At 56.0% G+C, this 22,490-nt stretch carries 16 protein-coding genes, 1 tRNA gene and 1 pseudogene; 10 read left to right on the top strand and 8 right to left on the bottom strand.

Annotated features, from left to right (window positions below):
- Nucleotides 1–112 precede the first annotated feature (112 nt).
- Nucleotides 113–781, bottom strand: a complete 669-nt coding sequence (locus tag BSK43_RS22470; protein WP_077469776.1) for a hypothetical protein — start codon at nt 779–781, stop codon at nt 113–115.
- A 153-nt stretch (nt 782–934) separates the two neighbouring features.
- Here BSK43_RS22470 and BSK43_RS22465 point away from each other — a divergent pair, with 153 nt between their 5' ends.
- Nucleotides 935–2,599, top strand: a complete 1,665-nt coding sequence (locus BSK43_RS22465; RefSeq protein WP_169055446.1) for a glycosyl hydrolase family 28-related protein — start codon at nt 935–937, stop codon at nt 2,597–2,599.
- Here the strand turns inward: BSK43_RS22465 and BSK43_RS22460 are convergent, their stop codons facing one another.
- From BSK43_RS22460 to BSK43_RS22440, 5 genes and pseudogenes are all read right to left on the bottom strand, one after another.
- Nucleotides 2,600–3,334, bottom strand: coding sequence for a class I SAM-dependent methyltransferase (locus BSK43_RS22460; protein ID WP_077469778.1), 735 nt, complete (start codon nt 3,332–3,334; stop codon nt 2,600–2,602).
- A 134-nt stretch (nt 3,335–3,468) separates the two neighbouring features.
- The gene (locus BSK43_RS22455; RefSeq protein WP_136687187.1) at nt 3,469–4,212 is read right to left on the bottom strand and encodes an ABC transporter permease; all 744 of its coding nucleotides are present in this window, start codon (nt 4,210–4,212) and stop codon (nt 3,469–3,471) included.
- Nucleotides 4,213–5,386: 1,174 nt separating this feature from the next.
- Nucleotides 5,387–5,507 (bottom strand): annotated as a pseudogene (locus tag BSK43_RS35780) (IS3 family transposase); the annotation flags it as partial.
- 547 nt (nt 5,508–6,054) lie between these two features.
- A tRNA-Cys gene (locus BSK43_RS22445) sits at nt 6,055–6,128 on the bottom strand.
- Nucleotides 6,129–6,274: 146 nt separating this feature from the next.
- Nucleotides 6,275–6,700, bottom strand: coding sequence for a Rap1a/Tai family immunity protein (locus BSK43_RS22440; RefSeq protein WP_077469781.1), 426 nt, complete (start codon nt 6,698–6,700; stop codon nt 6,275–6,277).
- A 474-nt stretch (nt 6,701–7,174) separates the two neighbouring features.
- Here BSK43_RS22440 and BSK43_RS22435 point away from each other — a divergent pair, with 474 nt between their 5' ends.
- From BSK43_RS22435 to exoR, 6 genes are all read left to right on the top strand, one after another.
- Nucleotides 7,175–7,846, top strand: a complete 672-nt coding sequence (locus BSK43_RS22435) for a protein-L-isoaspartate O-methyltransferase (RefSeq protein WP_205910645.1) — start codon at nt 7,175–7,177, stop codon at nt 7,844–7,846.
- A gap of 245 nt (nt 7,847–8,091) precedes the next feature.
- Nucleotides 8,092–8,970 (top strand): DUF2497 domain-containing protein, encoded by an 879-nt coding sequence (locus BSK43_RS22430; protein WP_169055445.1) that lies wholly within the window; start codon nt 8,092–8,094, stop codon nt 8,968–8,970.
- Nucleotides 8,971–9,093: 123 nt separating this feature from the next.
- Nucleotides 9,094–11,937 (top strand): valine--tRNA ligase, encoded by a 2,844-nt coding sequence (locus tag BSK43_RS22425; RefSeq protein ID WP_077469784.1) that lies wholly within the window; start codon nt 9,094–9,096, stop codon nt 11,935–11,937.
- Nucleotides 11,938–12,351: 414 nt separating this feature from the next.
- Nucleotides 12,352–13,605, top strand: coding sequence for an OmpP1/FadL family transporter (locus BSK43_RS22420; RefSeq protein ID WP_077469785.1), 1,254 nt, complete (start codon nt 12,352–12,354; stop codon nt 13,603–13,605).
- 312 nt (nt 13,606–13,917) lie between these two features.
- On the top strand, nt 13,918–14,295 hold the full coding sequence (locus BSK43_RS22415) for a hypothetical protein (protein ID WP_136687185.1): 378 nt from the start codon (nt 13,918–13,920) through the stop codon (nt 14,293–14,295).
- Nucleotides 14,288–15,091, top strand: coding sequence for an exopolysaccharide production regulator ExoR (gene exoR, locus BSK43_RS22410; protein WP_077469922.1), 804 nt, complete (start codon nt 14,288–14,290; stop codon nt 15,089–15,091). The genes BSK43_RS22415 and exoR overlap by 8 nt, the downstream gene beginning before the upstream one ends.
- A 55-nt stretch (nt 15,092–15,146) precedes the next feature.
- Here exoR and xth read toward each other — a convergent pair whose 3' ends face one another.
- Together xth and erpA are read right to left on the bottom strand one after the other, a co-directional pair.
- Nucleotides 15,147–15,938, bottom strand: coding sequence for an exodeoxyribonuclease III (gene xth, locus BSK43_RS22405; protein WP_077469786.1), 792 nt, complete (start codon nt 15,936–15,938; stop codon nt 15,147–15,149).
- 126 nt (nt 15,939–16,064) lie between these two features.
- Complete coding sequence (gene erpA, locus BSK43_RS22400; RefSeq protein WP_068386214.1) at nt 16,065–16,397, bottom strand: iron-sulfur cluster insertion protein ErpA; 333 nt, start codon at nt 16,395–16,397, stop codon at nt 16,065–16,067.
- 285 nt (nt 16,398–16,682) lie between these two features.
- Here erpA and BSK43_RS22395 point away from each other — a divergent pair, with 285 nt between their 5' ends.
- From BSK43_RS22395 to BSK43_RS22385, 3 genes are all read left to right on the top strand, one after another.
- Nucleotides 16,683–17,900 carry a deoxyguanosinetriphosphate triphosphohydrolase gene (locus BSK43_RS22395; RefSeq protein WP_077469923.1) on the top strand — a complete coding sequence of 406 codons (1,218 nt, stop codon included), beginning with the start codon at nt 16,683–16,685 and terminating at the stop codon, nt 17,898–17,900.
- Nucleotides 17,901–17,955: 55 nt separating this feature from the next.
- Nucleotides 17,956–19,716: an arginine--tRNA ligase gene (argS, locus tag BSK43_RS22390; RefSeq protein ID WP_077469924.1), complete on the top strand. Its 1,761-nt coding sequence runs from the start codon at nt 17,956–17,958 to the stop codon at nt 19,714–19,716.
- Nucleotides 19,717–19,778: 62 nt separating this feature from the next.
- Nucleotides 19,779–22,487, top strand: a complete 2,709-nt coding sequence (locus BSK43_RS22385) for an SPOR domain-containing protein (protein ID WP_077469787.1) — start codon at nt 19,779–19,781, stop codon at nt 22,485–22,487.
- Nucleotides 22,488–22,490: the final 3 nt, after the last annotated feature.

Here is a 22,490-nt window from a genome sequence, read left to right as displayed (position 1 = left end):
GCGTCCAATCTCCATGCAGCGGTTATAGCCAATCTACTGTCGAATACAATCTCAAGAATCCATAACTACCGATACTTAAAAAGGTATTGGCCATTCGTATTCCTGGCTGTATTCAACCGTCAGTCGTAGCATTCAGAGCCTTGTAGCCGGCGGAACTGATCAAAGAGATTGCTGATTGCAAAGCTTCTCCCGAAGGTACAACACTGCAGAGTGCCGCAAATTCGCTGACAAAAACGCCTGGGCTTGCAAGAATCTTCTCATATTCGCAGACTGCGAATGCACCTTTGACGATCCCGATATCGCGGAAACAATCTGCGTACATTGCGATCGCATGGGAGTAACCGTTAAAATAATCTAGCATGCTATTACCGTACGTTTCATCGCGGTTGACTAGGCTGCATGCAACGCTAAATGGGTTTCTCACCACAATAACATAAAGTGGATTTGGAAGTGTTTTTTCAAATGCATGGAGCATTGTCAGCGCTGCCGGCAGCTTAAGACTCCAGCCTTCGTATTTTGAAACTTTGTGTTCAATCAAGCTATGCCAGCGGTCGTAATCTGTGATGCTGTTGTTAAGGAGATCTACAAAGTCGAAGTCTTCGTGGGTGGTCGGATGGAGATTATCTCCCATATTAAGGTTAACCGCCCGCATGACTGCCGCTACCGCTGAAGTCCCGCCCCGGCTGGAGCCTGCGGTTATAACATTGAACGGCCTCTTAAATTGCCGGTCTAGTCTATCTGCGCCGAAAACTGTTAGTGTCTTTTTCTGCTCAATTTGCATGCGCATGCCTCGTTAATAAAGTCGGGACATTTCTGCCAAAGTGCCGCAGGTCGTCAAGCCAACATCCAATAACAACGTGGTTCGCGCAATTATTTTTGTGGAGCAGTTGGTTTTGTTTGGCCGCCCGTCATGGAGTTAACGAGGAATATTTGTATGAAAGATATTATATTGAAAACCGGAGCATTTCTGGTTGCACTGCCGATAGCGCTATCGGCCGCGGCTGAGCAATATCCTTCCCCAGCCTATGGCGATCTTAAGCTCATAAGTCCGCGAGGTCAGTCTGGACAGTTTGTCATCGCGCCAACTGGACGGGTTGTGTTGTCTGCGGTGTTTGACGTCTCGGCATATGGCGCCGTGGGCGATGGCACTACTGATAATGCCACTGCATATAGTAAAATAATCTCGGCTGTCGCGACGGGCGCTCAGGGTGGCCGGATTGATTTTCCCTGCGGCAAGTTCAAATCGTCGCTGCCGCTATCTTTGTCGGTCCCCAACGGCAAGCACATTTCAATCAACGGTCAGGGATGCACAGAGCTCTTTTTCCCTGCCTCTGATGGTATCAAGTTGATCTATGGAAACAATGCCTCCTATGCATCGATCGCCGATCTGAAGGTCACCACTGGGAGTAGTTCGTCTCGCTACACGGCGATTTGGCTCACTTCGGCTGTGGTCAACACGCCGCAGAATGCATCCCCATCCTACATTGATCATGTTTCAGTCAATGGCAGCGACGGACTTGGCCTCATGAACTACTGGGGCAAAGGGATCTTTCAGGACAAGGTATCTTTCCTAAATGTCGATGACTTCAATTTTAACGGGTCCAGCACGCTGCAGGGCACGGGCATGCTATTGCAAGGCGACACGGCGAATGCAGAGTTCAGCGTCGTCACCAACGTCAGCCATTCGAATTTTGCTTTTTGCGCTGTTGGCGTTGAATACGGCGAATACTATCAAGGGCTGAATTTCACCGAAAATAATATTACTGGTTGCAATCGAGGTATTTACTCACCTCCGGGCAGTACTCTAAATTTGCAAGCGTCGATTACCGCAAATCAGTTCAACAACGCAACCTCGAGTATCGAGTTTGCATCGGAAATGCCTGGTGCCCAAATCGTTGGCAATACGTTTTTGTTACATGGCTACGGCATCAAGACGGTCGGTCTGATCAACAGCACCATAATTGGGAATTCATTCTCGGCTGCTGCGAAGCCGGGCGACGGCAATGCCATTAACATCGGTTCGTCCAACAATTCGGCTGAATCTGTAATCATCGATGGAAACGCGTGTCTGAGCATCAATTCGTGCATCACTGTTGCAAGCGGTGCCAAGGGACGAGCATCCGGCAACATTTGGTGGAACGTGGCGACGCCCTATACAAATGCCTCCAGCAATTTTTTCCAGGGTGGGAATATTGCCAATGGCGCACAATTTGCGTCGCAGGCTGGTAGCCTATCCGGAGTGACATTTAGCGACATTGTTACAGTCAATAATCTGTTAGCGTCGAAAACTGCTCCTACAATTTCCTCCGGCTTTTGCACCTCTCCAAGCATAGTTGTTCCGAACGGAACATGGACATTCCGGATTTCGGTGGGGTCATCATGCTCGACTTCCTCCGGCGTCATTACCATGCCGACGGCTGCTAATGGCTGGGATTGTAAGGCTACGAGTGGGACCGCCGTGGCGTCGAGCGTTCCCGTCCAAGATCTTACCGGATCAACAGCGACAAGTATCACCATAAGGAATTACTCTCGCACAACCGGCGCCGCAGCTAACTTTACTAGTGGAGATGTGCTGTTGGTTTCGTGCGTTGGTCAATAATTATAGAGCCATCAATGAAGCGCCGAGGAAAGGACGTACGCGGTTCATCTGCGGGCTGCCGTCCTTCCAACGTCTTGCACACAAACCATTACCGTCATTTAGGGCGATCATGCATTTAATGCGATAGAGTTCGTCAAAGTCTTTGGTTGTGACGAACAGCTTGTTGTCGCTGAATGCAATAGGCCGTAGGTTTGAGCCTTCGGACGCCATGTAGCGGAAAACGCCCTCTGATACGGCTGCGCTTGTTGGTGAGAAAAAGTCATCGAGCGCCATGATGCCACCGGGTGAAAGAACGGACTCGACAAGCTTCATGTCGTGGAAGACGCCGTCTGCGCTATGGTCGCCATCGATGCTTGCAAAGCAAATTGAGGTAATGCCCGCGGATGCAAGATGCGCCTTAAACGCTTCTTCCGTCAGTGATTGGGAATTTGACTGTATCAGAGTTACGGTTGAGGTAGATGCATGATCTCTGACAACCCGCTCCACATTATTTTTGGCTGTCTCTTGTTGGCCCAAGAAAAACACATCCATCCCGGCCCATTTGATATCAGTCGAGGCCGCCATGAAAGAAAGATACGCGCCCTCAAACACGCCGATTTCCAATCCGTCTCCTGGAATGTTCATCGTTTTCTGTGCGGCAAGCAACATTTCCGTAACTTCAACTGCGCCAGGGTAGAGCCATCCCTTGATCGTATCTTTGACCTCGGACAAATATTTTTCGGCTGAAATCGGCATGAAAATCTCCCAACAAATCCAACTCGCCGATCAGTAAAGTCTTCCGATCGAAAATTGAAGCGGAGATTTGCAACGTCTGCTTGTTTTATCGAGGATTGTTCAACAACACGATCATGTAGTGACAACAGACGAACTTACAATGAATCCATTAAGAGGCGCCTGCAGCATCTCTCCGTGGCGAGCCCTATAAATAGAGTGCCTATTCCGAATGCAAGTAGATATTCTTTGTTCACCAGCTTGTCGCTATAGTTTTCAAAATAAGCTGATCGCATCCACTCGACGCATTGCAAAACTGGATTGTAAGCGAGGAGGTTTGTCGCTGTGTCCGGTAAATCGATGGTGACGAAAACGCAGCCTGATGCCAGATAGAATATGATACCTGCAAGAGCCCACGCGGTGGCAATCATCGGTATGAAAGCGCAAGTTACGCCAACGATTGTGCCAAACCCGAGAGCCAGCAAAACCGTAGCCATATAGGCAAGAACGGCTTGGGCAGGATCGTCTGGAAATGGGGGAATCCCCATAGCCGTGAAAATAATCCACACTAGGACGATTGTTATAAATCCGGCGATTATCTCAAGAAAAGCCCGACCAAATAAAATATCAGTAATGTGGATTGTTTGAAACAACAACATATTCTTGTTCATAATGACGGATAAGCACATGAACCGCGAAATATAGATGAAGGTCAGGGTCGGAATGACGCCGGCACCGAAATAAATAAATGGACTTTGCCCATAGGGTGCGGCACGTCCAAACAGGGCGTTGAGAGTGATAATGACTACCATGTGAACCAATGGCCATAAAGACTGAACGATAAAGCCGGCTCCATGATTGAAAAACCTAGTTCGCATATCGCGAAGAATCACAGCACCCATTGCGTTTCTCTTTGTTTTAAACGCTTTGATTATTGGCGATCGATGGAGGAGCCTAAATTCTTGCATCATAAATCTCGAGACGTACACCGATAAGTCGTAACTGAGCTGTCTTAACACGATTATGATTGTACCTAAGATGGCGTTTGCACCTGTTATTACAAAATTCAGATCGTTGAACGATGGAAATCTCTCTAGGAAGTTTTCAATTCTCCTTGCTAATTTCTCATCGCCAACCGTTGTGATCAGCCATCTAGATCCACATGGTAATACGCTTTGTTCATTTAGCTTTGGCAAGCGCATCTCAGCAATGCAAGCGCTTTTTATCGTGGCTTACAACAAGCTACGCGAAGTTATCTGCGACGATGAACACGTCTATTTCTCACGGCATTCCATGAAACCGAAACTCGTCCCGAACGCGGGCCGGTTGCTTAAGTTTTAGCTTGTCTGCGGATGATCAAGGCGTTTGTCGCGATCACGTTGCTCGACTTGGCGGTGTCGCCGGGTACCTCCCTTCAAATCGGCGTGGCTCTTCTGCGCAACATCCATTTGTGGATCACTTGCGTGAGCATTCTGGTTCGTCTTTCAACTCAAGATCTCAGGAGATTGCGATTCCAATCAATAACCGCGGTCCAACACCGCGGTGAGGGCATTTATATTTTTCATCGTGGCAGTTACGGTCATCGGGTGGTATGCCGTCGCAATCTTTCACAACAGCCAAAGGTTTATGACGCAGTTGCGCCTGCCATCAAAACAGCAAACGGCGCCAGCTCGACAGTATAGCAAAGCACTCAGCCTTCGGTTTTCCCCTGTTGGGCGATCCGAGGCTAATGTTAGTGCGTGCTCGGTTTGGCCTCTACTACCGGAGTTCAGGAGGGACCGTTTTCGCGTGGTCAGACGAAGCTCGCGGGCGCGGGTGGCTTAGAGTTTAAGGGTGAGTAAGGAGGCACGGTGTTATAGTGTTGCTCCCCACGTTCCGATGATGAACTCGCCTCTTTGGGCGTGTAGGAGATTTCCATGTTGAGTAGTTCGTTTATGTGCTTCGAGTTGAAGCTTTCGCAGTAGTCGTTCTCCCAGTGTTACCGGGTTTAGTTTAGCCGTCTTTGCACCGGCTAGTGCAACCCACTCTAGCGTAAACTTGTCGATTACGTCAGCGCAAATGCAAGGCATTTGTCGCGAGCATGCGAGTTTTCTTGCGGTTTTGCATACGATCCTCGACAAAGTCATAGGACAGGACATGATTAGGATATTCCGGCCGAAGCCGGATGCGCGGAGCTGTCGTTCAGCCAAAGTCGACCAGATTAGTACGGTTACGCCCCGATAGCTATATCGGCCATGATGTCGGCGCTCAATGCCACTTCACTATCTGGTGTCACTGCGACCTGGCTGGATGAAGCGATAGTGGCCGAGAACCTGTCAAGCCGCGTCGTTCGCACACGTTCGGCTTATCAAGACATAATCCATACAAGCTCGACGATGGGCAGAGCTTCGAAGCTTGTCTTGACGGCTCGGTCAGATCAACTTCTCGAGATTCAGACCGCTAGCGTTGTTATGTAGCCTCCGTCTCGCTTATCGGCCGAATCGCTTCCATTGTTGATTTTTCCTGCACATCCGCCACGTCAACCTGACGAAGCTTCGTCACTATCTCTTCGACTCTGTGTCGTTCTGCTGCAATTTCAATCTTCTTCTTCGGCGCTCAGCCATACTTGAAGGAAAATCACTCCCCAGAAGGTGGACCCATTCAAGCCTGAATTGCTAAGCCTTGAAGATCTACATTTGATTTCGAACGACTATAACGATGATGACAGGGATAAAGCGGTCTAGCTCAAGATGGAAAGATATATTTGGAGGCCTCGCCCGGAATCGAACCGGGATGCAAGGATTTGCAGTCCTCTGCGTAACCACTCCGCCACGAGGCCATCCGATTTATAAAGGCGAGTGATGCCGGGCGTTTAGAACGAATCTTGAATCGGCGCAAGAGCCTCGATCTGAATATCGCTCTTTTTTCAACATTGCCGGCAATTCATGGGCGGTGAGAACCCTTCATAGGGTCTGCGCAGGATGTCTATTCTTCCAGGCAGGGAAAGGCGAACTTGAAGGAACGTGCGATCAGTGAACTTGCAGGCCGCTCGAGCTGCCAGGAATGTTCCGCCATCCACTTGCATGCGATAGCCGTCGCCTTCGTGTTGTTGAGATCGGGCGGAAGACAGAATGCCCCCACGAACTGCTGAAGGTAATGCGTATAGCGCGATGAGTTTTTCGGCGTCTGCTTCGTGGCACGGATGGTCAGGTTCTTCGTGCGCTGCGCTTCGTCGAGAATCCCCTGCACATAGACCGAGGCCAGCGTCCGGTCCTCTTCACACCATTCATCAAGCTGTTTGCCGGTGACGACATGTCCGATGATCGGTGCCGCGGCTTCCGGCGCTTCATCGCTCAAGGCGATCTGGGGTATGAGAAGGACGGATACTACGACAGAGAGCGGAAGCCGCATTCGAAGGGCCTACATCATTGAGGACAGACTGGCGGCCAGAAAAACCACCAGCGGCAACGAGGTTGCTACAAAAAGAACGAGAGAGATAGACATCCCAGTCACCTTCTATTCAATTTTAATCTTAACCCGAATGATTTCGGGCCGGAAGGTTGATTGGTCACCACGTTCAGGCGGTCCAATATCGGCAAGCGTGTTCCCGGGAAGTTAACATTTGACTAACGAATGTGCCGCTTTGAGCCAACCTCCTTCCGTTTGCCCTCGAGATTGTCGCTCGGTGTCGACGGAAAGAACCTGCTGCAGGGCCTTCAGTCTCTATAGCTACGTGGAGCAGGCATCGTTTTGATTGTTGTTCTCCGGCGACGCATTGCCAGGAATCTGGATGCCGCGTGCAGCGATGCCTTGAAAGCGTAGCAACAGGCGATTAAGACACGGATAGCAGTGAAGCAAAGCCGGCCTCAAAAGGCGCAAGAGGATATGATGGATTTCGAAGCAGCACGCGTGAAGATGGTCGAGAACCAGATCCGCACGACGGATGTCACCTCCCATTCCGTGTTGAATGCATTTTTTGCAGTACCGCGCGAAAATTTCGTGCCGGAGAAGTCGAAGCTCCTGGCCTATGTCGACAATGACATCGAGATTGCCCCGGCAGCCTCAGGCAAGCCAGCCCGGTTCCTGATGGAAGCTTCCCCCTTGGCGAAGCTGCTGCAGCTCGGTGTCATCACCAAGGACGACAAGGTCCTCGATGTCGGCTGTGGCACGGGTTATGTATCGGCCGTCCTGTCGCTTATCGCCGGTCAGGTGGTTGCCCTGGAATCAGACGAAGAGCTTGCCGGTCAGGCCAAAACCAATCTCGCGGCACTCGGCTATGGAAATGTCACCGTTGTCACCGGCGATCTGGAAAAGGGTCACGCGGGCAATGGCCCTTATGATGTCATTTTCCTCAATGGCTCGATCGAGCAGCTGCCGCAGGCGCTGCTGGAGCAGCTTGGCGAAGATGGACGCCTGATCACGGTGCTTGGCTATGGCCACGCCGCACGCGCCACGGTTTTCATGAAGGAGCGCGGCGCTTTCTCAGAAAACGTTTTCTTCAACGCGTCTATCAAGCCGCTGCCTGGTTTTGCCAAGGCCAAAGAATTCGTATTTTGATCGTTTGAGCGATCAGTGACGTGTTTGTGACAGGCGCCTTCAGGCGCCTGTTTTTTTATGCGCCCGCATGTGTCAGAATCGGAGGTAGCAGGGCGATTCGCTGTGATCGTAACAAAACTGTGCATCACCGGGTTTAGTGCTTTCCAGGTGATTTTTTTCCTGAGGACAGTCATCTAGGGTGGCCCTGATTCGGGTGCCGCGTTGGCGAGTTTCCGGTCATCGGATATGGGAAAACGGGGATGAATATGGCTCAGCCAAGTGTAGTGCGTGAACCGTCCATGGAAGAGATCCTGGCATCGATCCGCCGGATCATCGAAAGCAATGAGCCCGTCACCGGAAAGCCGATGTCATCGACACATTTTGGCGCTTCCAACGGTCGTGACGATGACATTCAATTGACTGTTGACGAGGAGTTCGCAGCTGCCGATCGCGCCCGTGCCGCCGATCAGGAGCCTCGCTTCGTTGCCGCAAATTCGCAGATGCCCGTTACAGAGCCTGAGAATGCCAATCGCGGCCTGTCGCTTGCCGATGTCGCTGCTCGCGTTCGCGCAGCCTCCGAACGCAACGCCGCAATGCTGAGCGCCGGACGCGAATTGCCGCTGCCGCGCGAACTGCCGCCGGCCATGGCGGCGCGCCTTGCCGAAGCTCATGTCGAGCCGGTCAGCAATTTCCCGCTGCGCAATACCGTTGTCGAGGTGCCAGCGCCGGCGGTCCAGCCCGTGGCGGAAGTATTATCGGTGAGCGAAGCGGAATCCGCGATAGAGGAAGCGATGGCGCAAGAGGCGGCTCCGGCTCCGCAGATGTCTGCGCCGGTCGAAACGCCGATTTTTCACGCGCCGGAAGCACATCGGCCTGTCGCAAACGAAACCGAGCCGTCCCTGTCTCTGGCTGCGCCCACACCATCTTCCCCATTGATGTCCGAAGCTGCGGGCGCGCAGGTCTCCCGTTCGTTTGAAGAGCTTGCGGCCATGGTTGATGGCGGCCCGCGCCGCTCCCTCGATGAATTGGCTCAGGAAATGCTGCGGCCGATGCTGCAGGAATGGCTCGACGACAATTTGCCGACCTTGGTCGAGCGTCTCGTGCGCGAAGAAATCGAACGAGTGGCGCGCGGCCCGCGCCGCTGATAAGCCTCGAGCTTCGGGTAACCGATCCGCCGCTCCGGGCTCCGGGGCGGCTTTTTTATTGACTTGCCCACAGCCATCCTATTTACAACCCGCATCACCCAGTCCTCTAGATCCGGTCAGAAAATGCTCGACAAAACATATGATTCCGCCACCGTCGAACCGAAGATCGCCCAAAAATGGGATGAAGCCGACGCTTTTCGCGCCGGTGCGAACGCCAAGCCAGGCGCCGAAACCTTTACGATCGTCATCCCGCCGCCGAACGTGACCGGTTCGCTGCACATGGGTCATGCGCTGAACAACACGCTGCAGGACATCATGGTGCGGTTCGAGCGCATGCGCGGCAAGGACGTTCTCTGGCAGCCGGGCATGGATCATGCCGGTATCGCCACGCAGATGGTTGTCGAACGCCGGCTGGCCGAACGCCAACAGCCGGATCGCCGCAAGATGGGCCGCGAAGCTTTCATCGAGAAGATCTGGGAATGGAAGGCTGAATCGGGCGGCCTGATCTTCAATCAGCTGAAGCGCCTCGGCGCGTCCTGCGATTGGTCGCGCGAGCGCTTCACGATGGATGAGGGCCTGTCCAAGGCCGTTCTCGAAGTCTTCGTTACGCTCTACAAGGAAGGCCTGATCTACAAGGACAAGCGCCTCGTCAATTGGGACCCGAAGCTGCTCACGGCAATCTCCGATATGGAGGTCGAGCAGCATGAGCTGAAGGGTAATCTCTGGCATCTGCGCTATCCGCTGGAGCCGGGCGTTACCTATGAATATCCGATCGCCTTCGATGAGGAAGGCAAGCCGACCGAATTCGAGACGCGTGATTATATCGTCGTTGCGACGACACGTCCGGAAACGATGCTCGGCGATACCGGCATCGCGGTAAATCCGGAAGACGAGCGTTATCGTGGCATCGTCGGCAAGCATGTTATCCTGCCGATCGTCGGTCGCCGCATCCCGATCGTTGCCGATTCCTATGCCGATCCGACAGCCGGCACCGGCGCGGTGAAGATCACCCCCGCACATGACTTCAACGACTTCGAGGTCGGAAAGCGGGCAGGGCTGCGCTCGATCAATGTGATGAACGTTGATGCCTCCATCACCATCAAGGAAAACGAGGATTTCCTCGAAGGTCTCGATAATCCCGCGGCGCTGCATGGTGCTTGGGACGAGCTGGAGGGCAAGGATCGCTTCGAGGCACGCAAGATCATCGTCCGCATCTTCGAAGAGGCAGGTCTGCTCGACAAGATCGAGCCGCATACACATGCTGTGCCGCATGGCGATCGTGGCGGTGTGCCGATCGAGCCGCGCCTGACCGAGCAGTGGTTCGTCGACAACAAGACGTTGGGGCAGCCTGCGCTGGAATCCGTCCGCGAGGGAAGAACCAAGTTCGTCCCCAGGAACTGGGAAAACACCTATTTCAACTGGCTTGAGAATATCGAGCCCTGGTGCATTTCCCGCCAACTTTGGTGGGGTCATCAGATTCCGGCATGGTACGGACCGGATGGCCAGGTCTTCGTCGAGAAGACTGAGGAAGAGGCACTTCAGGCCGCGATCCAGCATTATCTCTCGCATGAAGGCCCGATGAAGGCCTATGTCGAGGACCTGCTGGAGAACTTCAAGCCGGGCGAAATCCTGACGCGTGACGAAGACGTGCTCGACACCTGGTTCTCGTCCGCTCTCTGGCCGTTCTCGACGCTCGGCTGGCCGGATGAGACGCCGGAACTGGCACGTTATTATCCGACGAACGTCCTCGTGACCGGCTTCGATATCATTCCGTTCTGGGTCGTTCGCATGATGCAGATGGGTCTGCATTTCATGAAGGATGAGAACGGCAATCCCGTCGAGCCGTTCAGCACGGTCTATATTCACGCACTTGTGCGCGACAAGAACGGGCAGAAGATGTCGAAGTCCAAGGGCAACGTCATCGATCCGCTTGAACTGATCGATCAGTACGGCGCCGATTCGCTGCGTTTCACGCTGGCGATCATGGCGGCGCAGGGCCGCGACGTGAAGCTCGATCCGGCCCGCATCGCCGGCTACCGCAATTTCGGTACCAAGCTCTGGAACGCCACGCGCTTCGCCGAGATGAACGGCGCCAAGAGCGATCCGCATTTCGTGCCGGAAGCTGCCGAACTCACCGTCAACCGCTGGATCCTCACGGAACTTGCCCGCGCGGAACGTGACGTCACCGAAGCGCTGGAAAGCTTCCGCTTCAACGATGCGGCGAGCGCGCTCTATCGCTTTACCTGGAATCAGTTTTGCGACTGGTATCTCGAGCTGCTGAAGCCGATCTTCATCGGCGAAGACGAGGGCGCAAAGGCGGAAGCCCAGTCCTGCGCGGCTTACGTGCTCGAGGAGACCTACAAGCTGCTGCACCCGTTCATGCCGTTCATGACCGAGGAGCTTTGGGCGCATACGGCAGGCGAGGGACAGGAGCGTGAAGGCTTGATCTGCCACGCCGACTGGCCGGCCCCATCTTATGCGGACAATGTCGCCGCTGACGAAATCAATTGGCTGATCGACCTCGTCACCGGCCTTCGCTCGGTTCGCTCGGAGATGAACGTACCGCCGGCGGCCACTGCGCCGCTGGTCGTTGTCGGGGCGAACAGCTTGACGCGCGAACGCCTGTTCCGCCATGACGCTGCCATCAAGCGGCTGGCACGCGTCGAAGCGATTTCGCTTGCCGATACCGCGCCGAAGGGGGCCGCGCAGATCGTCGTCGGTGAGGCGACGGTATGCCTGCCGCTGGGCAGCCTTATCGACCTGTCCGTCGAAAAGGCCCGCCTTGAAAAGGCGATCGCCAAGAACGACCAGGAGATGGCACGCATCGTCGGCAAGCTCTCGAATGAAAAGTTCGTCGCCAACGCCAATCCGGATGTTGTCACCGCTGAGCGCGAACGTCTAAGCGAACTTGAGGGGCAGCAGACCAGTCTCAAGGTGGCCTTGGCCCGCGTCAGCGAAGCGGGCTGAACAGGAAAGCAAAATCGTTTCAAGTAGTTGAAGGGCACGCGACATAGGTCGCGTGCCCTTTTTGTTTGTCCGGTCGATTCGGGATCGATTGATTGGATGGGAGGAATTCGCTCGCCGCCAGTTTCGCGCAGGCGAAGCGGAATACACTCAAAATTAGTAGTTATTCTCGAAAAGCGCGACTGTTGTCAGATTGTAACAGAATTGTTGCTATGAAGAATGAAAATCTACGCGGGGATGAAAATGTTTTTTAAAAAGCAAAAACTATCTAAAATTGTAGATTTTCGGAGGCCGAGCTCACATCCTTACGTAAATCAATCACTATCTCCCACGGTTGCAACTGTGCCGGGGCACATTGCTAATTCAATCGATCATGACAACAATCGAAGAAATGAATGCACCAGTGGGGGAGACACAATGGCATTTTCCGTTGCGCTGAGGGGCGCACTTGCAGTCGTCATCGGTTCATCTTTCGCGAGCGCCGCCTTTGCTGGCGGCCTTGATCGCGGCGGTTACGATATCGACCTGCTCTTCGACAAGGGACGTTATGTTTTCGAGTCCGGCGTTACCTATGTCATGCCCGACCGCAAGCTGAAGAATGCGAAGGACACCGATCCGACCGACGGCAATCTCAATGGCCGCAGCCATTCGACGGATGCGTCGGAGAATTATGCGATACCCTATGGCGCCTTCAAGATTGGCATCACCGACGATCTCGACTGCATGGCCGACTATTCGCAGCCGTTCGGTGGGCATCTGAACGAGGGCCAGAATTGGGCCGGTGCCAACAATGAAATCGAGGTCAAGGTACGCACCAACAATTATGGCGCAACCTGCTCGTACAAGTTCGATGTAGGTCCTGGCGAATTCCGCGTCATTGGCGGCGGCTTCTATCAGGAAGTCAGCGGTTATAAGTCGCGTCTCGTCTCTGCCATTCCTGCTCCGCTTTCCTCCATCTACGACGGCGTCGGTTCGCTGGATGTGGACGGTCACGGCTGGGGCTGGCGCGCCGGTCTCGCCTACGAAATTCCGGAATATGCCTTCCGCACCAGCCTCCTCTACAACAGCCGGGTCAAGTACGACAACCTCAAGGGTACCGTCGATTTGACCGAACTGCCGCCGATCCGGCCGTTCTTTGGCAAGGTGACCTCGGTGTTCGGTTCGGCCGATGCCCCCGATTCGCTGGAATGGAAAGTGCAGAGCGGCATCGCGCCTGATTGGCTTGCCTTCGGCTCGGTGAAGTGGACGAACTGGAGCATCCTGCAGAGCATCGCGCTTTGCCCGACCTCCACACGCGGTGTTTCCTGCAAGACCGGGAGCCCGACGGAATTGACCTCACTGGATCTTCTGTACCGCGATGGCTGGACCATCACCGGCGGTGTTGGACATAAGTTCAATGACAAATGGAGCGGTGCTGTCAGCCTGACTTGGGACCGCGGCACGAGCGATGGCTACGGCATGAATTCCGACACCTGGACGCTCGGCGCCGGTGTAGCCTACAAGGCGACGGAACATGTCCAGTTCAACTTTGGTGGCGCGCTTGGCCTGATGACATCAGGCAAATCCGGACAGATCACCCGCGGTGGCATCGTCTACGGTAACGATGCCAGCTACAGCTTCGGCAACGATTTGGTCGCCGCTCTTCAAACTTCGGTCAAAGTAAGCTTCTGACCATAACCCATTGAGATGAAGGGGTTATCGACTGCCCCTTCATTTATCTTCCGACGCCGCGGCGCTTCCGAGCCTCGCGGCGTTTCTTTGCCGCATGGGTGCTTGCGTCGGCGCAAAAGCGTGAGATTTGCCGCGTTCATGGTTAAGGAAATCTCAAGGTCGGTAAAATTTTTGTGACGAATTAGCAACACTCTATTTCAACGTATTGCAGGCCCGTGATCAGATTACAATTTGTCCATTTCCCGCCACAAATGGGGAGCAGCGATTATACGGGCACAGGGGCAAGCCTTGTAGAAAGTGCGTAAGCGGTCGATGGGTGAACTTCCACTTTGGCATAAACAAGAAATCCGGATCGGAGCGGCAGCGCTTCCGATGCAGCGAAAAAGTCTTTGTCTCTCAGGGGAAGTCGCCGGCCTGGTGATGTTCGATTTCAATTATCGAAAAGCAGATATGGGCGCCGTCTTGGTAAAGCCATGTGCTGATAACCGCACAAATGCTGGTTTGGACATAATTGCAAGCTATGCTCGCAATTGTGGCAAACAGCCTTCGTTGAATGCCGCAGGGACCTTCTTTTGGGAGGGTCATCCAGTCTTGTGTGCCATCAGGGAAAACATTCGCAAATCTGATGGCGTGTATGCGAACGCCGCGGCAAATGCGGATGGAGCGAAAGAAATCGACTGTTATGTTTAGGTCCGAGTTCATATCAGCGAGAGTCATGATGCTCAGCCTGTGTCTGGCCACTGCGGTGGCGCTGGCAGGCCAAGCCCGCGCATTCGATATCAATGCCGGTGTCAGCAAGGAATCAGGTCCGTTCGATCTCTTCAAATTCGGCTTCCGGGCCTACAAGAACGGACAGAAGGAAGAGGCGGTCGAAGCGTATCGCTATGCCGCCGAAAAGGGTCATACCGGTTCGCGCTGGGCTCTCGCCAACATGTATGCCGATGGCGACGGCGTGGCTCAGAATGATTTCGAAGCCTTCAAGATCTACAGCGAGATCGCGCAGCAGGGTGTCGAGCCGGGCTCCGAGGACACAGGCTTTTTCATCAATGCGCTGCTTGCCCTTGCCAGCTATTATAAGACCGGCATTGCCAACAGTCCGGTGAAAGTCGATCTCAGTCAGGCACGCCAGCTCTATTTCCAAGTTGCCTCGACTTTCGGCGTGCCGGAGGCGCAGTTCCAGCTTGCGCAGATGATGCTGTCCGGCGAGGGCGGTTCGGCCAATGTGCAGCAGGCCAAGAAGTGGCTCAATCAGGCACGCAAGAGCGGCCATCCGGGCGCCATGGCCGTTTTCGGCAATCTCCTGTTTCAGGAAGGCCAGTCCATTCGCGGCCTGGCATTCATGACCGCGGCGCTCGACAAGTGCAAGCCGCAGGATTGCGGCTGGATGGAAGACATTCAGGAACAGGCTTTCTCGCTGGCCAACGAGAATGATCGCCGTGTCGCGGTCTCAATGGCACATCAGCTCGACGTTGCAGGCTCCGATTGATCGGCGCCTCCCTGCCAAAGATGGCAGGGCAGTTCGGGCCAATCAGGATGGAAGCCTAGTGGCTGAAATCGAGATGCGCTATGACCGGGACGTGGTCCGAAGGTTTTTCCCAGGCGCGCACATGCTTTTCAATTGCAGTCGACGTCAGGCGATCGGCAGCTTCCGGCGACAGCATCAGGTGATCGATGCGGATGCCGTTATTCTTCTGCCAGGCGCCGGCCTGATAATCCCAGAATGAATAGAGCTTGACCGCATCCGTGGTGGCACGAACAGCGTCGGTGAAGCCCAGATGTTCGAGCTGGCGGAAAGCTCGCCGCGTCTGCGGCAGGAACAGGGCGTCGTTTTCCCATACCTTCGGGTCGAAGCAATCATGCGGTTCGGGAATGACGTTGTAGTCGCCGGCAAGGACGATCGGCTCTTCCAGCGCCAGACGATCTCCGGCGAACTTCCGCAGACGTTCCATCCAGGCAAGCTTGTACGGATATTTTTCCGTATCGACCGGATTGCCGTTCGGCAGATAGAGGCAGCAGACCCGCAACGCGCCGTGTCCTTCGATGGAAAACACCGCCTCCATGAAGCGGGATTGTTCATCGCTGTCGTCACCGGGCAGGCCGCGCGTCACTTCGTCCGGCTTGGTCCTAGAGAGAATCGCAACGCCGTTGAAGCCCTTTTGCCCGTGTGTCTCGACATGATAGCCGAGCGCTTCGATCTCCAGGCGCGGAAAGCCTTCGTCGACCGTCTTGATCTCCTGAAGGCAAACGATGTCCGGGCTCGAATCCTTCAGCCATTGGCAGAGGTTCTCGATGCGCGCTTTGACGCCGTTGATATTCCAGGTGGCGATTTTCATGGACAGCTCATTCCGTTGCTTCGTCCTTTTGTATCCGCAGCGGAACGACTTGACTACAGCCCATGTGAAAACCGGCCCGGAGCAAAGGCTCCGAGCCGGTGATCAAGCTGTGGAAAAGAGGAGGGGTCAGATCGCGAAACTGGTGCCGCAGCCGCAGCTTGCGACAGCGTTCGGATTCTTGATCTGAAAAGATTGCCCGAGCAGGTTGTCGACGAAATCGATCTCGGAACCGGCCATATAGATCAACGACATCTGATCGATCAGCACCTTGGCATCGCCTTTTTCGACAACGATATCATCGTCCTCGGGGCCTTCGGCGAGATCGAATTTATAAGAAAATCCGGAACAGCCACCGCCTTCAACGGCAACGCGAAGTGCCTGTTTGCCGGATTCCGCGCCGACGATCGCAGCGATTCGCTTTGCTGCGGCATCCGATAGGGTTACGCCTGTCTCAGTCATGTCTTCCTCCTGCCGGGGTCAAGATCCGGAGAGAACCAATTGGCCGTCGAACTTTCAAACGGCTGATATCCATAGCCTTTATCATGAAAGTCAGGCCGGTTACAGCTCTGGTTTCGCGGTTGAGCCGCGCGCCATTTTGCTGTTTTCTTGTCTATAGGTATGAAGGCTGTAAAGCGGCGTCAATGGGTGGGCTCCTCCATGTTGGAAGGAAAGCCATTGATGGGTGAAATGAAGCGACCGTCGTGCGCCTGGATGCACGGGGCGAAATGCTGAAATGGATTGATGATGACGATCGATACGCATGCATTGGGTTTCGGGTATGGTGAGAAGGCAGTTTATGCGACCAATCCATGGGCATCGCGGGGGCGGCTTTACGATGAGGGTTCGAGCCCGACGCGCTCCGAATTCCAGCGCGACCGCGATAGAATTGTTCACACGACCGCTTTCCGAAGGCTCAAGCACAAGACGCAGGTCTTCATTGCCCAGGATGGCGATCACTATCGTACCCGCCTGACGCATACGATCGAAGTCGCGCAGATCGCGCGTGCCTTGGCGCGCGCGCTGAAGCTGGATGAAGATCTGGCGGAGGGCGTGGCGCTGGTTCACGATTTCGGCCACACACCTTTCGGGCATACTGGCGAGGATGCGCTGCACGAGATGCTGCAGCCCTATGGCGGCTTCGATCACAATGCGCAGTCGCTGCGCATCGTGACGAAGCTCGAGCGGCGTTATGCCGATTTCGACGGGCTCAATCTCACCTGGGAGACGCTTGAGGGTCTGGTCAAGCACAACGGTCCGCTGATGACGCCGGATGGCAAGGGCACCCGCGGCCCGGTGCCGCAGCCGATCCTGGACTATTGCGAAATCCACGACCTCGAAATTGCCTCCTACGCCAGCCTGGAGGCACAGGTTGCGGCGATCGCCGACGATATCGCCTATAATACGCATGACATCGATGACGGTCTTCGCTCCGGCTATCTGACTTTCGAGATGCTGGAGGAAGTGCCGTTTCTCTCCGGGCTCATGGCAGAGGTGAGGGCGCGCTATCCGCATCTCGAGCCGAGCCGCTTCACCCATGAAATCATGCGCCGGCAGATCACCCACATGGTCGAGGACGTGATTGCGGTATCGCAGCGCGCACTTGCCGAAATCAGGCCTGGCAGCGTTGCCGATATCCGCGGCGCCGGCCGCGTGGTCGCGACTTTCTCGCCCGAAATGGCCGAAACCGACAAGCAGATCAAGCAGATGCTGTTCAAACGCATCTATCGGCACCCCGATATTATGCGCATCCGCACCGGGGCAGCGCAGATCGTCACAGATCTGTTCCGCGCCTATATGGACAATCCTAAGGAGATGCAGAGCCACTATTGGGTCGATCATATCGCAGGCCTTGCCGTTGCCGCCAAGGCGCGTCATGTCGGCGACTATCTGGCCGGCATGACGGACACCTATGCCATCAGCGCCCATAAGCGCCTGTTTGACCAGACTCCCGATTTGCGCTAGGCAGCGGCGGCGTCGGGCCGATAGCGGCTCGCCCAAGCTACGTGTGGACGATATCATGAACCTTTTCACCGACTTCGAAGTAAGAATTAAGAACGCTCTCGAGCAAATTGATATTGTGCGAGAAAAGCGATCTGAGCTCGACTTCAGTCGTGTCGGTGTGGAGCCGCCGCGAGACGCCAGTCATGGCGATGTCGCCACCAATGCGGCCATGGTGTTGTCGAAGGCGCTGGGTACAAATCCGCGCGCGCTGGCCGAGATTATCGTTGCCAAGCTGAAGGAAGATGCCGACGTCGCCGAGGTTTCGGTCGCCGGGCCGGGCTTCATCAATATCCGCCTTTCCGTCGGCTACTGGCAGCGCCTGCTGTCGACGATGATCTCTGAAGCACGTCAATTTGGCCGTTCGACGCTTGGCTTGGGCCAGAAGGTCAATGTCGAATATGTCTCCGCCAACCCGACGGGGCCGATGCATGTCGGCCATTGCCGTGGCGCGGTCGTGGGCGATGCGCTTGCCAACCTGCTGGGCTTTGCCGGCTATGAGGTCACCAAGGAATATTACATCAACGATGCCGGCTCGCAGATCGACGTGCTGGCGCGGTCCGTCTTCATTCGGTATCGCGAGGCGCTTGGCGAACAGGTCGGCGAAATCCCGGCCGGTCTCTATCCGGGCGACTATCTGGTTCCGGTCGGCGAGGCGCTTGCCAAGGAATTCGGCACCAAGCTGCGCGGCATGCCGGAGGATCAATGGCTCCCCATCGTCAAGGATCGGGCTATCGATGCGATGATGGTGATGATCCGCGAGGATCTTGAAGCCTTGAACGTCCATCATGACGTTTTCTTTTCCGAGCGCACGCTGCACGCCAATGGCGCAGCCCTGATCCGTACGGCGATCAACGACTTGACCTTCAAGGGCTATGTCTACAAGGGCGCGCTGCCGCCGCCGAAGGGACAATTGCCTGAAGATTGGGAAGATCGCGAACAGACGCTCTTCCGCTCCACGGAAGTGGGCGACGATATCGATCGTCCGCTGATCAAGTCAGACGGCTCCTATACGTATTTTGCAGCCGACGTCGCCTACTTCAAGAACAAGTACGACCGTGGCTTCAACGAGATGATCTATATTCTCGGCGCCGATCATGGCGGCTACGTCAAGCGGCTTGAAGCCGTGGCGCGCGGGGTTTCGGAGGGTAAGGCGAAGCTGACGGTGCTTCTGTGCCAGCTCGTCAAACTGTTCCGCAATGGCGAACCGGTAAAGATGTCGAAGCGGTCGGGCGATTTCGTCACACTGCGGGAAGTCGTCGACGAAGTCGGTCGCGATTCCGTGCGTTTCATGATGCTCTATCGGAAGAGCTCCGAGCCGCTGGATTTCGATTTCGCCAAGGTCACGGAGCAGTCCAAGGACAATCCGGTCTTCTACGTGCAGTATGCGCACGCCCGCTGCATGTCGGTCTTCCGGCAGGCCAAGGAGGCCTTCCCGGATCTCGATATCGCCTCGCTCGATCTGGCCAAGTCCGTCGTCGGTGCGATCTCCGATCCGGCCGAACTGCAGCTGATCGCCAAGATTGCGGAATTTCCGCGAATCGTTGAAGCTGCGGCACAGTCGCAGGAGCCCCATCGCATCGCGTTTTACCTTTACGATCTAGCAAGTTCCTTCCATGGACACTGGAATAAAGGTAAAGATTTACCTGAATTACGATTTGTTAACGATAAGAACCGAGAATTGAGCATTGCCAGACTTGGGCTGGTGTACGCTGTCGCGTCGGTTTTGAAGTCGGGTCTTGGTATAACCGGGACCGCCGCACCGGATGAAATGCGATAAACGTCACCATTTACCCACATTGCGCTGGCATTTAACTGTAGCGTTTGCGAGTGGAACGGGTGATGGCAGAAAAACAGTTGGCGTATCGCGCAAGCGGAAACGACGAGCTCTTTGCGGATGATGATCCGCTCGCTGAACTCGCCCGCATCGTAGGTTTTGAGCCGCGCCCCGCTGCTCAGGCCGCTCCTCCAGCTCAACGGCAAGAGCCCGCCTTCAATCTTGAGGACGAGCTCCTTCGCGAATTCGAGCGCTACGATACGCCTCGTATGAATCCGGCAAATGACACTGTTGCTCCGACCGAGCAGGTGTCTCCCGTCGAGCAGGTTCAGGCCTCGCTCCCTACCGCAGAACCGGTGCGGGTCGAGCCTGAATTTGAAGAGCCGCCACAGCCTGTGGCTCCGGTCAAGCCGAGCCTGGGTGCTCGCGATCTGATCGAAGAGCTGGAAATGTCGATAGCGCCGGCTATGCAGGCGGTTATCGCATCGCCTCCGCCAGCCGTGCCGGCGGCGCCTCTGGTCGCCAAGATACCGCAATCTGCCGCCGCCACCGTGCGGTTGCCGCTTGCCAATTTCACGCTGGCATCTGCGTCCGCCCAGCGCGAGCAGTCTCCGCCAGCCGTCGCCCGTCCTATTGCTCCTCCGGTGGCGACAGCTGCTCCCGTGGAAGCAATGTTCGATGAGATGGCCATCGATTTTGCGCCGGCCAAGGCGGCCGAGCCGGTCTACCAGCCGCAGCCTGCCGTCGCGCCGCAACCTGCTCCTGTGGTCGACAGGGCGCCCGAGCCGCTGAAGGCTCCGAATGTCGATGCGGCCGCGCTTTCTGCCGAGATAGATGCTCTGCTCGCGGACGTGGATCGCTATCCCGTGCCGCCGAGAGCGAATGTGCCGGCAGCGAATGTCGAGCCTGTTTTCGGGGATTTCCATCCGTCGTTCGATGAACAGCCGGTTGCGCCTGCCGCAGCCGCTGCTCCGCAGCATGAAGAGCCTGCGTCGATCACCTTCGGTGCCGAAGACCCGTTTGCGGGTCAGGACTTCGAGTTCGATCTTGCCGATATCGAGATGGAGCTTGCAGAGCTCGATTTCGCCGAAGCAAACAAGGCTCCTGTCGCTTCGGCTCCCGAGCCGATCGTTTCTCGTGCTACGCCGGTCATGCCGGCTCCTGCTGCTCCTGTCGCCGCCGCTGTGGCGCCGCAGCCGCTGCAGGCCGCACCGGTTGCTGCCGCACGCAGCGCTGTACCTGCATTCGATGCTGATCAGGCGTTACCCTTCGACCCGACGGAAATCTCCGATACGGAAGAGCGCGTCGAAACCTTCGAAGATTCGCACGTTCCGCACCTGCCGGCGATCGAGCACGAAGAGCCGATCGTTGTTCCGCCGGAATATGATTTCGACATCGATTCCGAAATGGCGAACTTTCTCGGTACACCGAAGGAAGCAGCACAGGAGCCGTTCAAGCCCTCTGCCGCCGCTGCATTCGGTGGCGCCGCCGCCGCTGCATCCTGGTCGAAGAATGCCGCCGCCCAGCCGGCAGCAACGACTGCCAAGCAGCCGATCGAAGAATTCGACGAGTTCGAGCGTGCGCTTGAGGAGGATTTCCGCCGCAGCTATCGCGAGGCGTCCGCCCCGGTTGAAAACGTTGCTCGGATGACGCTGAACCCGGCGGCTGGCAGCCGTCGCCCGGTGCGCTCGGTGCGCGGCATGGCAACCGCTGCTGCTGTCATCGTGGTGCTCGGTGTAGGCGCTTACGGTGCTTACAGCTGGGTCCGCCATGGGGCGCCGATCTCCAGCTTCTCCGGCGAGCCGCGTGTTATCACGGCCGATGCCGATCCGGTGAAGGTCGCCCCGGAAAATCCGGGCGGCACCGTTGTGCCGAATCAGGACAAGGCCGTTTATGACCGCGTGGCGGGCGACAGCACCGCTGCACCAAAGCAGAAGGAATTGGTCTCCTCCAACGAGCAGCCAGTCGATGTCGTCCAGAAGACGCTGATCCCCGAATCCATATCTCCGGATGATGGCAGCGCTGATCAGGTGACGCCGACCCCGGCCGGCGATACCCAGGATCCGCGCTTGCTGCCAAACCAGAATGGCGGCAATACCAACGTAGCGTCCAATGACGACGGTCAGGTGCCTGCCGTGTCGCCGCGCAAGGTGCGCACGATGATCGTCAAGCCCGACGGTTCGCTGGTTCCGCGTGACGAGCCGGCTCCCGCTGCCGTCGACAAGACAACGACTGCTGCAGCCAAGCCCGCAGCGAATAATCAGGTGGCATTGGCCGACCCGACTCCGTCCAATGCAAATGCCCAGCCGGCGGCAACGCAGCCTGCGAACGACGATGCGGCAAGTGCCGAAAGCACGCCGATCCGCGTCGTCAAGACGACCCCGCTGCCGACCGCGCGTCCGGAGCCTTCCAAGGCGGCGAACACCGCGGCTGCACCTCGCGAGGCACCGGCCAAGGCTCAGCCGCAGCAGGTTGCCTCGGCTAGCCCGGCGACGAGCCAGGCCGCTCCGGCAGCTTCCGCTGGCAGCAGCGGCGCCTACGGTGTCCAGATCGCCTCGCTCCCGACTGAAGCCGACGCGCAGAAGTCGCAGGCTAACCTGAAGGTGAAGTTCGCCAGCGTCATCGGCAATCATCCGCTGGAGATCCGCAAGGCCGATATCGCCGGTAAGGGCACCTACTATCGTGTCCGCGTCGTCGCCGGCTCGAAGGATGAAGCTGCAGCCATTTGCGAACGGTACCGCACCGCTGGTGGCACCTGCCTGATTTCGAAATAAGCA

It is taken from the genome of Rhizobium sp. P44RR-XXIV (assembly GCF_001999485.2).
Classification (GTDB): Bacteria; Pseudomonadota; Alphaproteobacteria; order Rhizobiales; family Rhizobiaceae; genus Rhizobium.
Note: the sequence above shows the minus strand (reverse complement) of the source record. Positions and strands in the feature narration are given on the sequence as shown.

What these genes read in the sequence shown, in the direction of transcription:
- BSK43_RS22430 (WP_169055445.1), top strand. Translation starts at nt 8,092, where the DNA reads ATGGCTCAGCCAAGTGTAGTGCGTGAACCGTCCATGGAAGAGATCCTG.
- BSK43_RS22425 (WP_077469784.1), top strand. Translation starts at nt 9,094, where the DNA reads ATGCTCGACAAAACATATGATTCCGCCACCGTCGAACCGAAGATCGCC.
- BSK43_RS22415 (WP_136687185.1), top strand. Translation starts at nt 13,918, where the DNA reads ATGGGTGAACTTCCACTTTGGCATAAACAAGAAATCCGGATCGGAGCG.
- BSK43_RS22440 (WP_077469781.1), bottom strand. Translation starts at nt 6,700, where the DNA reads ATGCGGCTTCCGCTCTCTGTCGTAGTATCCGTCCTTCTCATACCCCAG.
- BSK43_RS22455 (WP_136687187.1), bottom strand. Translation starts at nt 4,212, where the DNA reads ATGGGTGCTGTGATTCTTCGCGATATGCGAACTAGGTTTTTCAATCAT.
- BSK43_RS22420 (WP_077469785.1), top strand. Translation starts at nt 12,352, where the DNA reads ATGGCATTTTCCGTTGCGCTGAGGGGCGCACTTGCAGTCGTCATCGGT.
- xth (WP_077469786.1), bottom strand. Translation starts at nt 15,938, where the DNA reads ATGAAAATCGCCACCTGGAATATCAACGGCGTCAAAGCGCGCATCGAG.
- BSK43_RS22395 (WP_077469923.1), top strand. Translation starts at nt 16,683, where the DNA reads ATGACGATCGATACGCATGCATTGGGTTTCGGGTATGGTGAGAAGGCA.
- BSK43_RS22470 (WP_077469776.1), bottom strand. Translation starts at nt 781, where the DNA reads ATGCAAATTGAGCAGAAAAAGACACTAACAGTTTTCGGCGCAGATAGA.
- BSK43_RS22435 (WP_205910645.1), top strand. Translation starts at nt 7,175, where the DNA reads ATGATGGATTTCGAAGCAGCACGCGTGAAGATGGTCGAGAACCAGATC.
- exoR (WP_077469922.1), top strand. Translation starts at nt 14,288, where the DNA reads ATGTTTAGGTCCGAGTTCATATCAGCGAGAGTCATGATGCTCAGCCTG.
- erpA (WP_068386214.1), bottom strand. Translation starts at nt 16,397, where the DNA reads ATGACTGAGACAGGCGTAACCCTATCGGATGCCGCAGCAAAGCGAATC.
- BSK43_RS22460 (WP_077469778.1), bottom strand. Translation starts at nt 3,334, where the DNA reads ATGCCGATTTCAGCCGAAAAATATTTGTCCGAGGTCAAAGATACGATC.
- BSK43_RS22385 (WP_077469787.1), top strand. Translation starts at nt 19,779, where the DNA reads ATGGCAGAAAAACAGTTGGCGTATCGCGCAAGCGGAAACGACGAGCTC.
- BSK43_RS22465 (WP_169055446.1), top strand. Translation starts at nt 935, where the DNA reads ATGAAAGATATTATATTGAAAACCGGAGCATTTCTGGTTGCACTGCCG.
- argS (WP_077469924.1), top strand. Translation starts at nt 17,956, where the DNA reads ATGAACCTTTTCACCGACTTCGAAGTAAGAATTAAGAACGCTCTCGAG.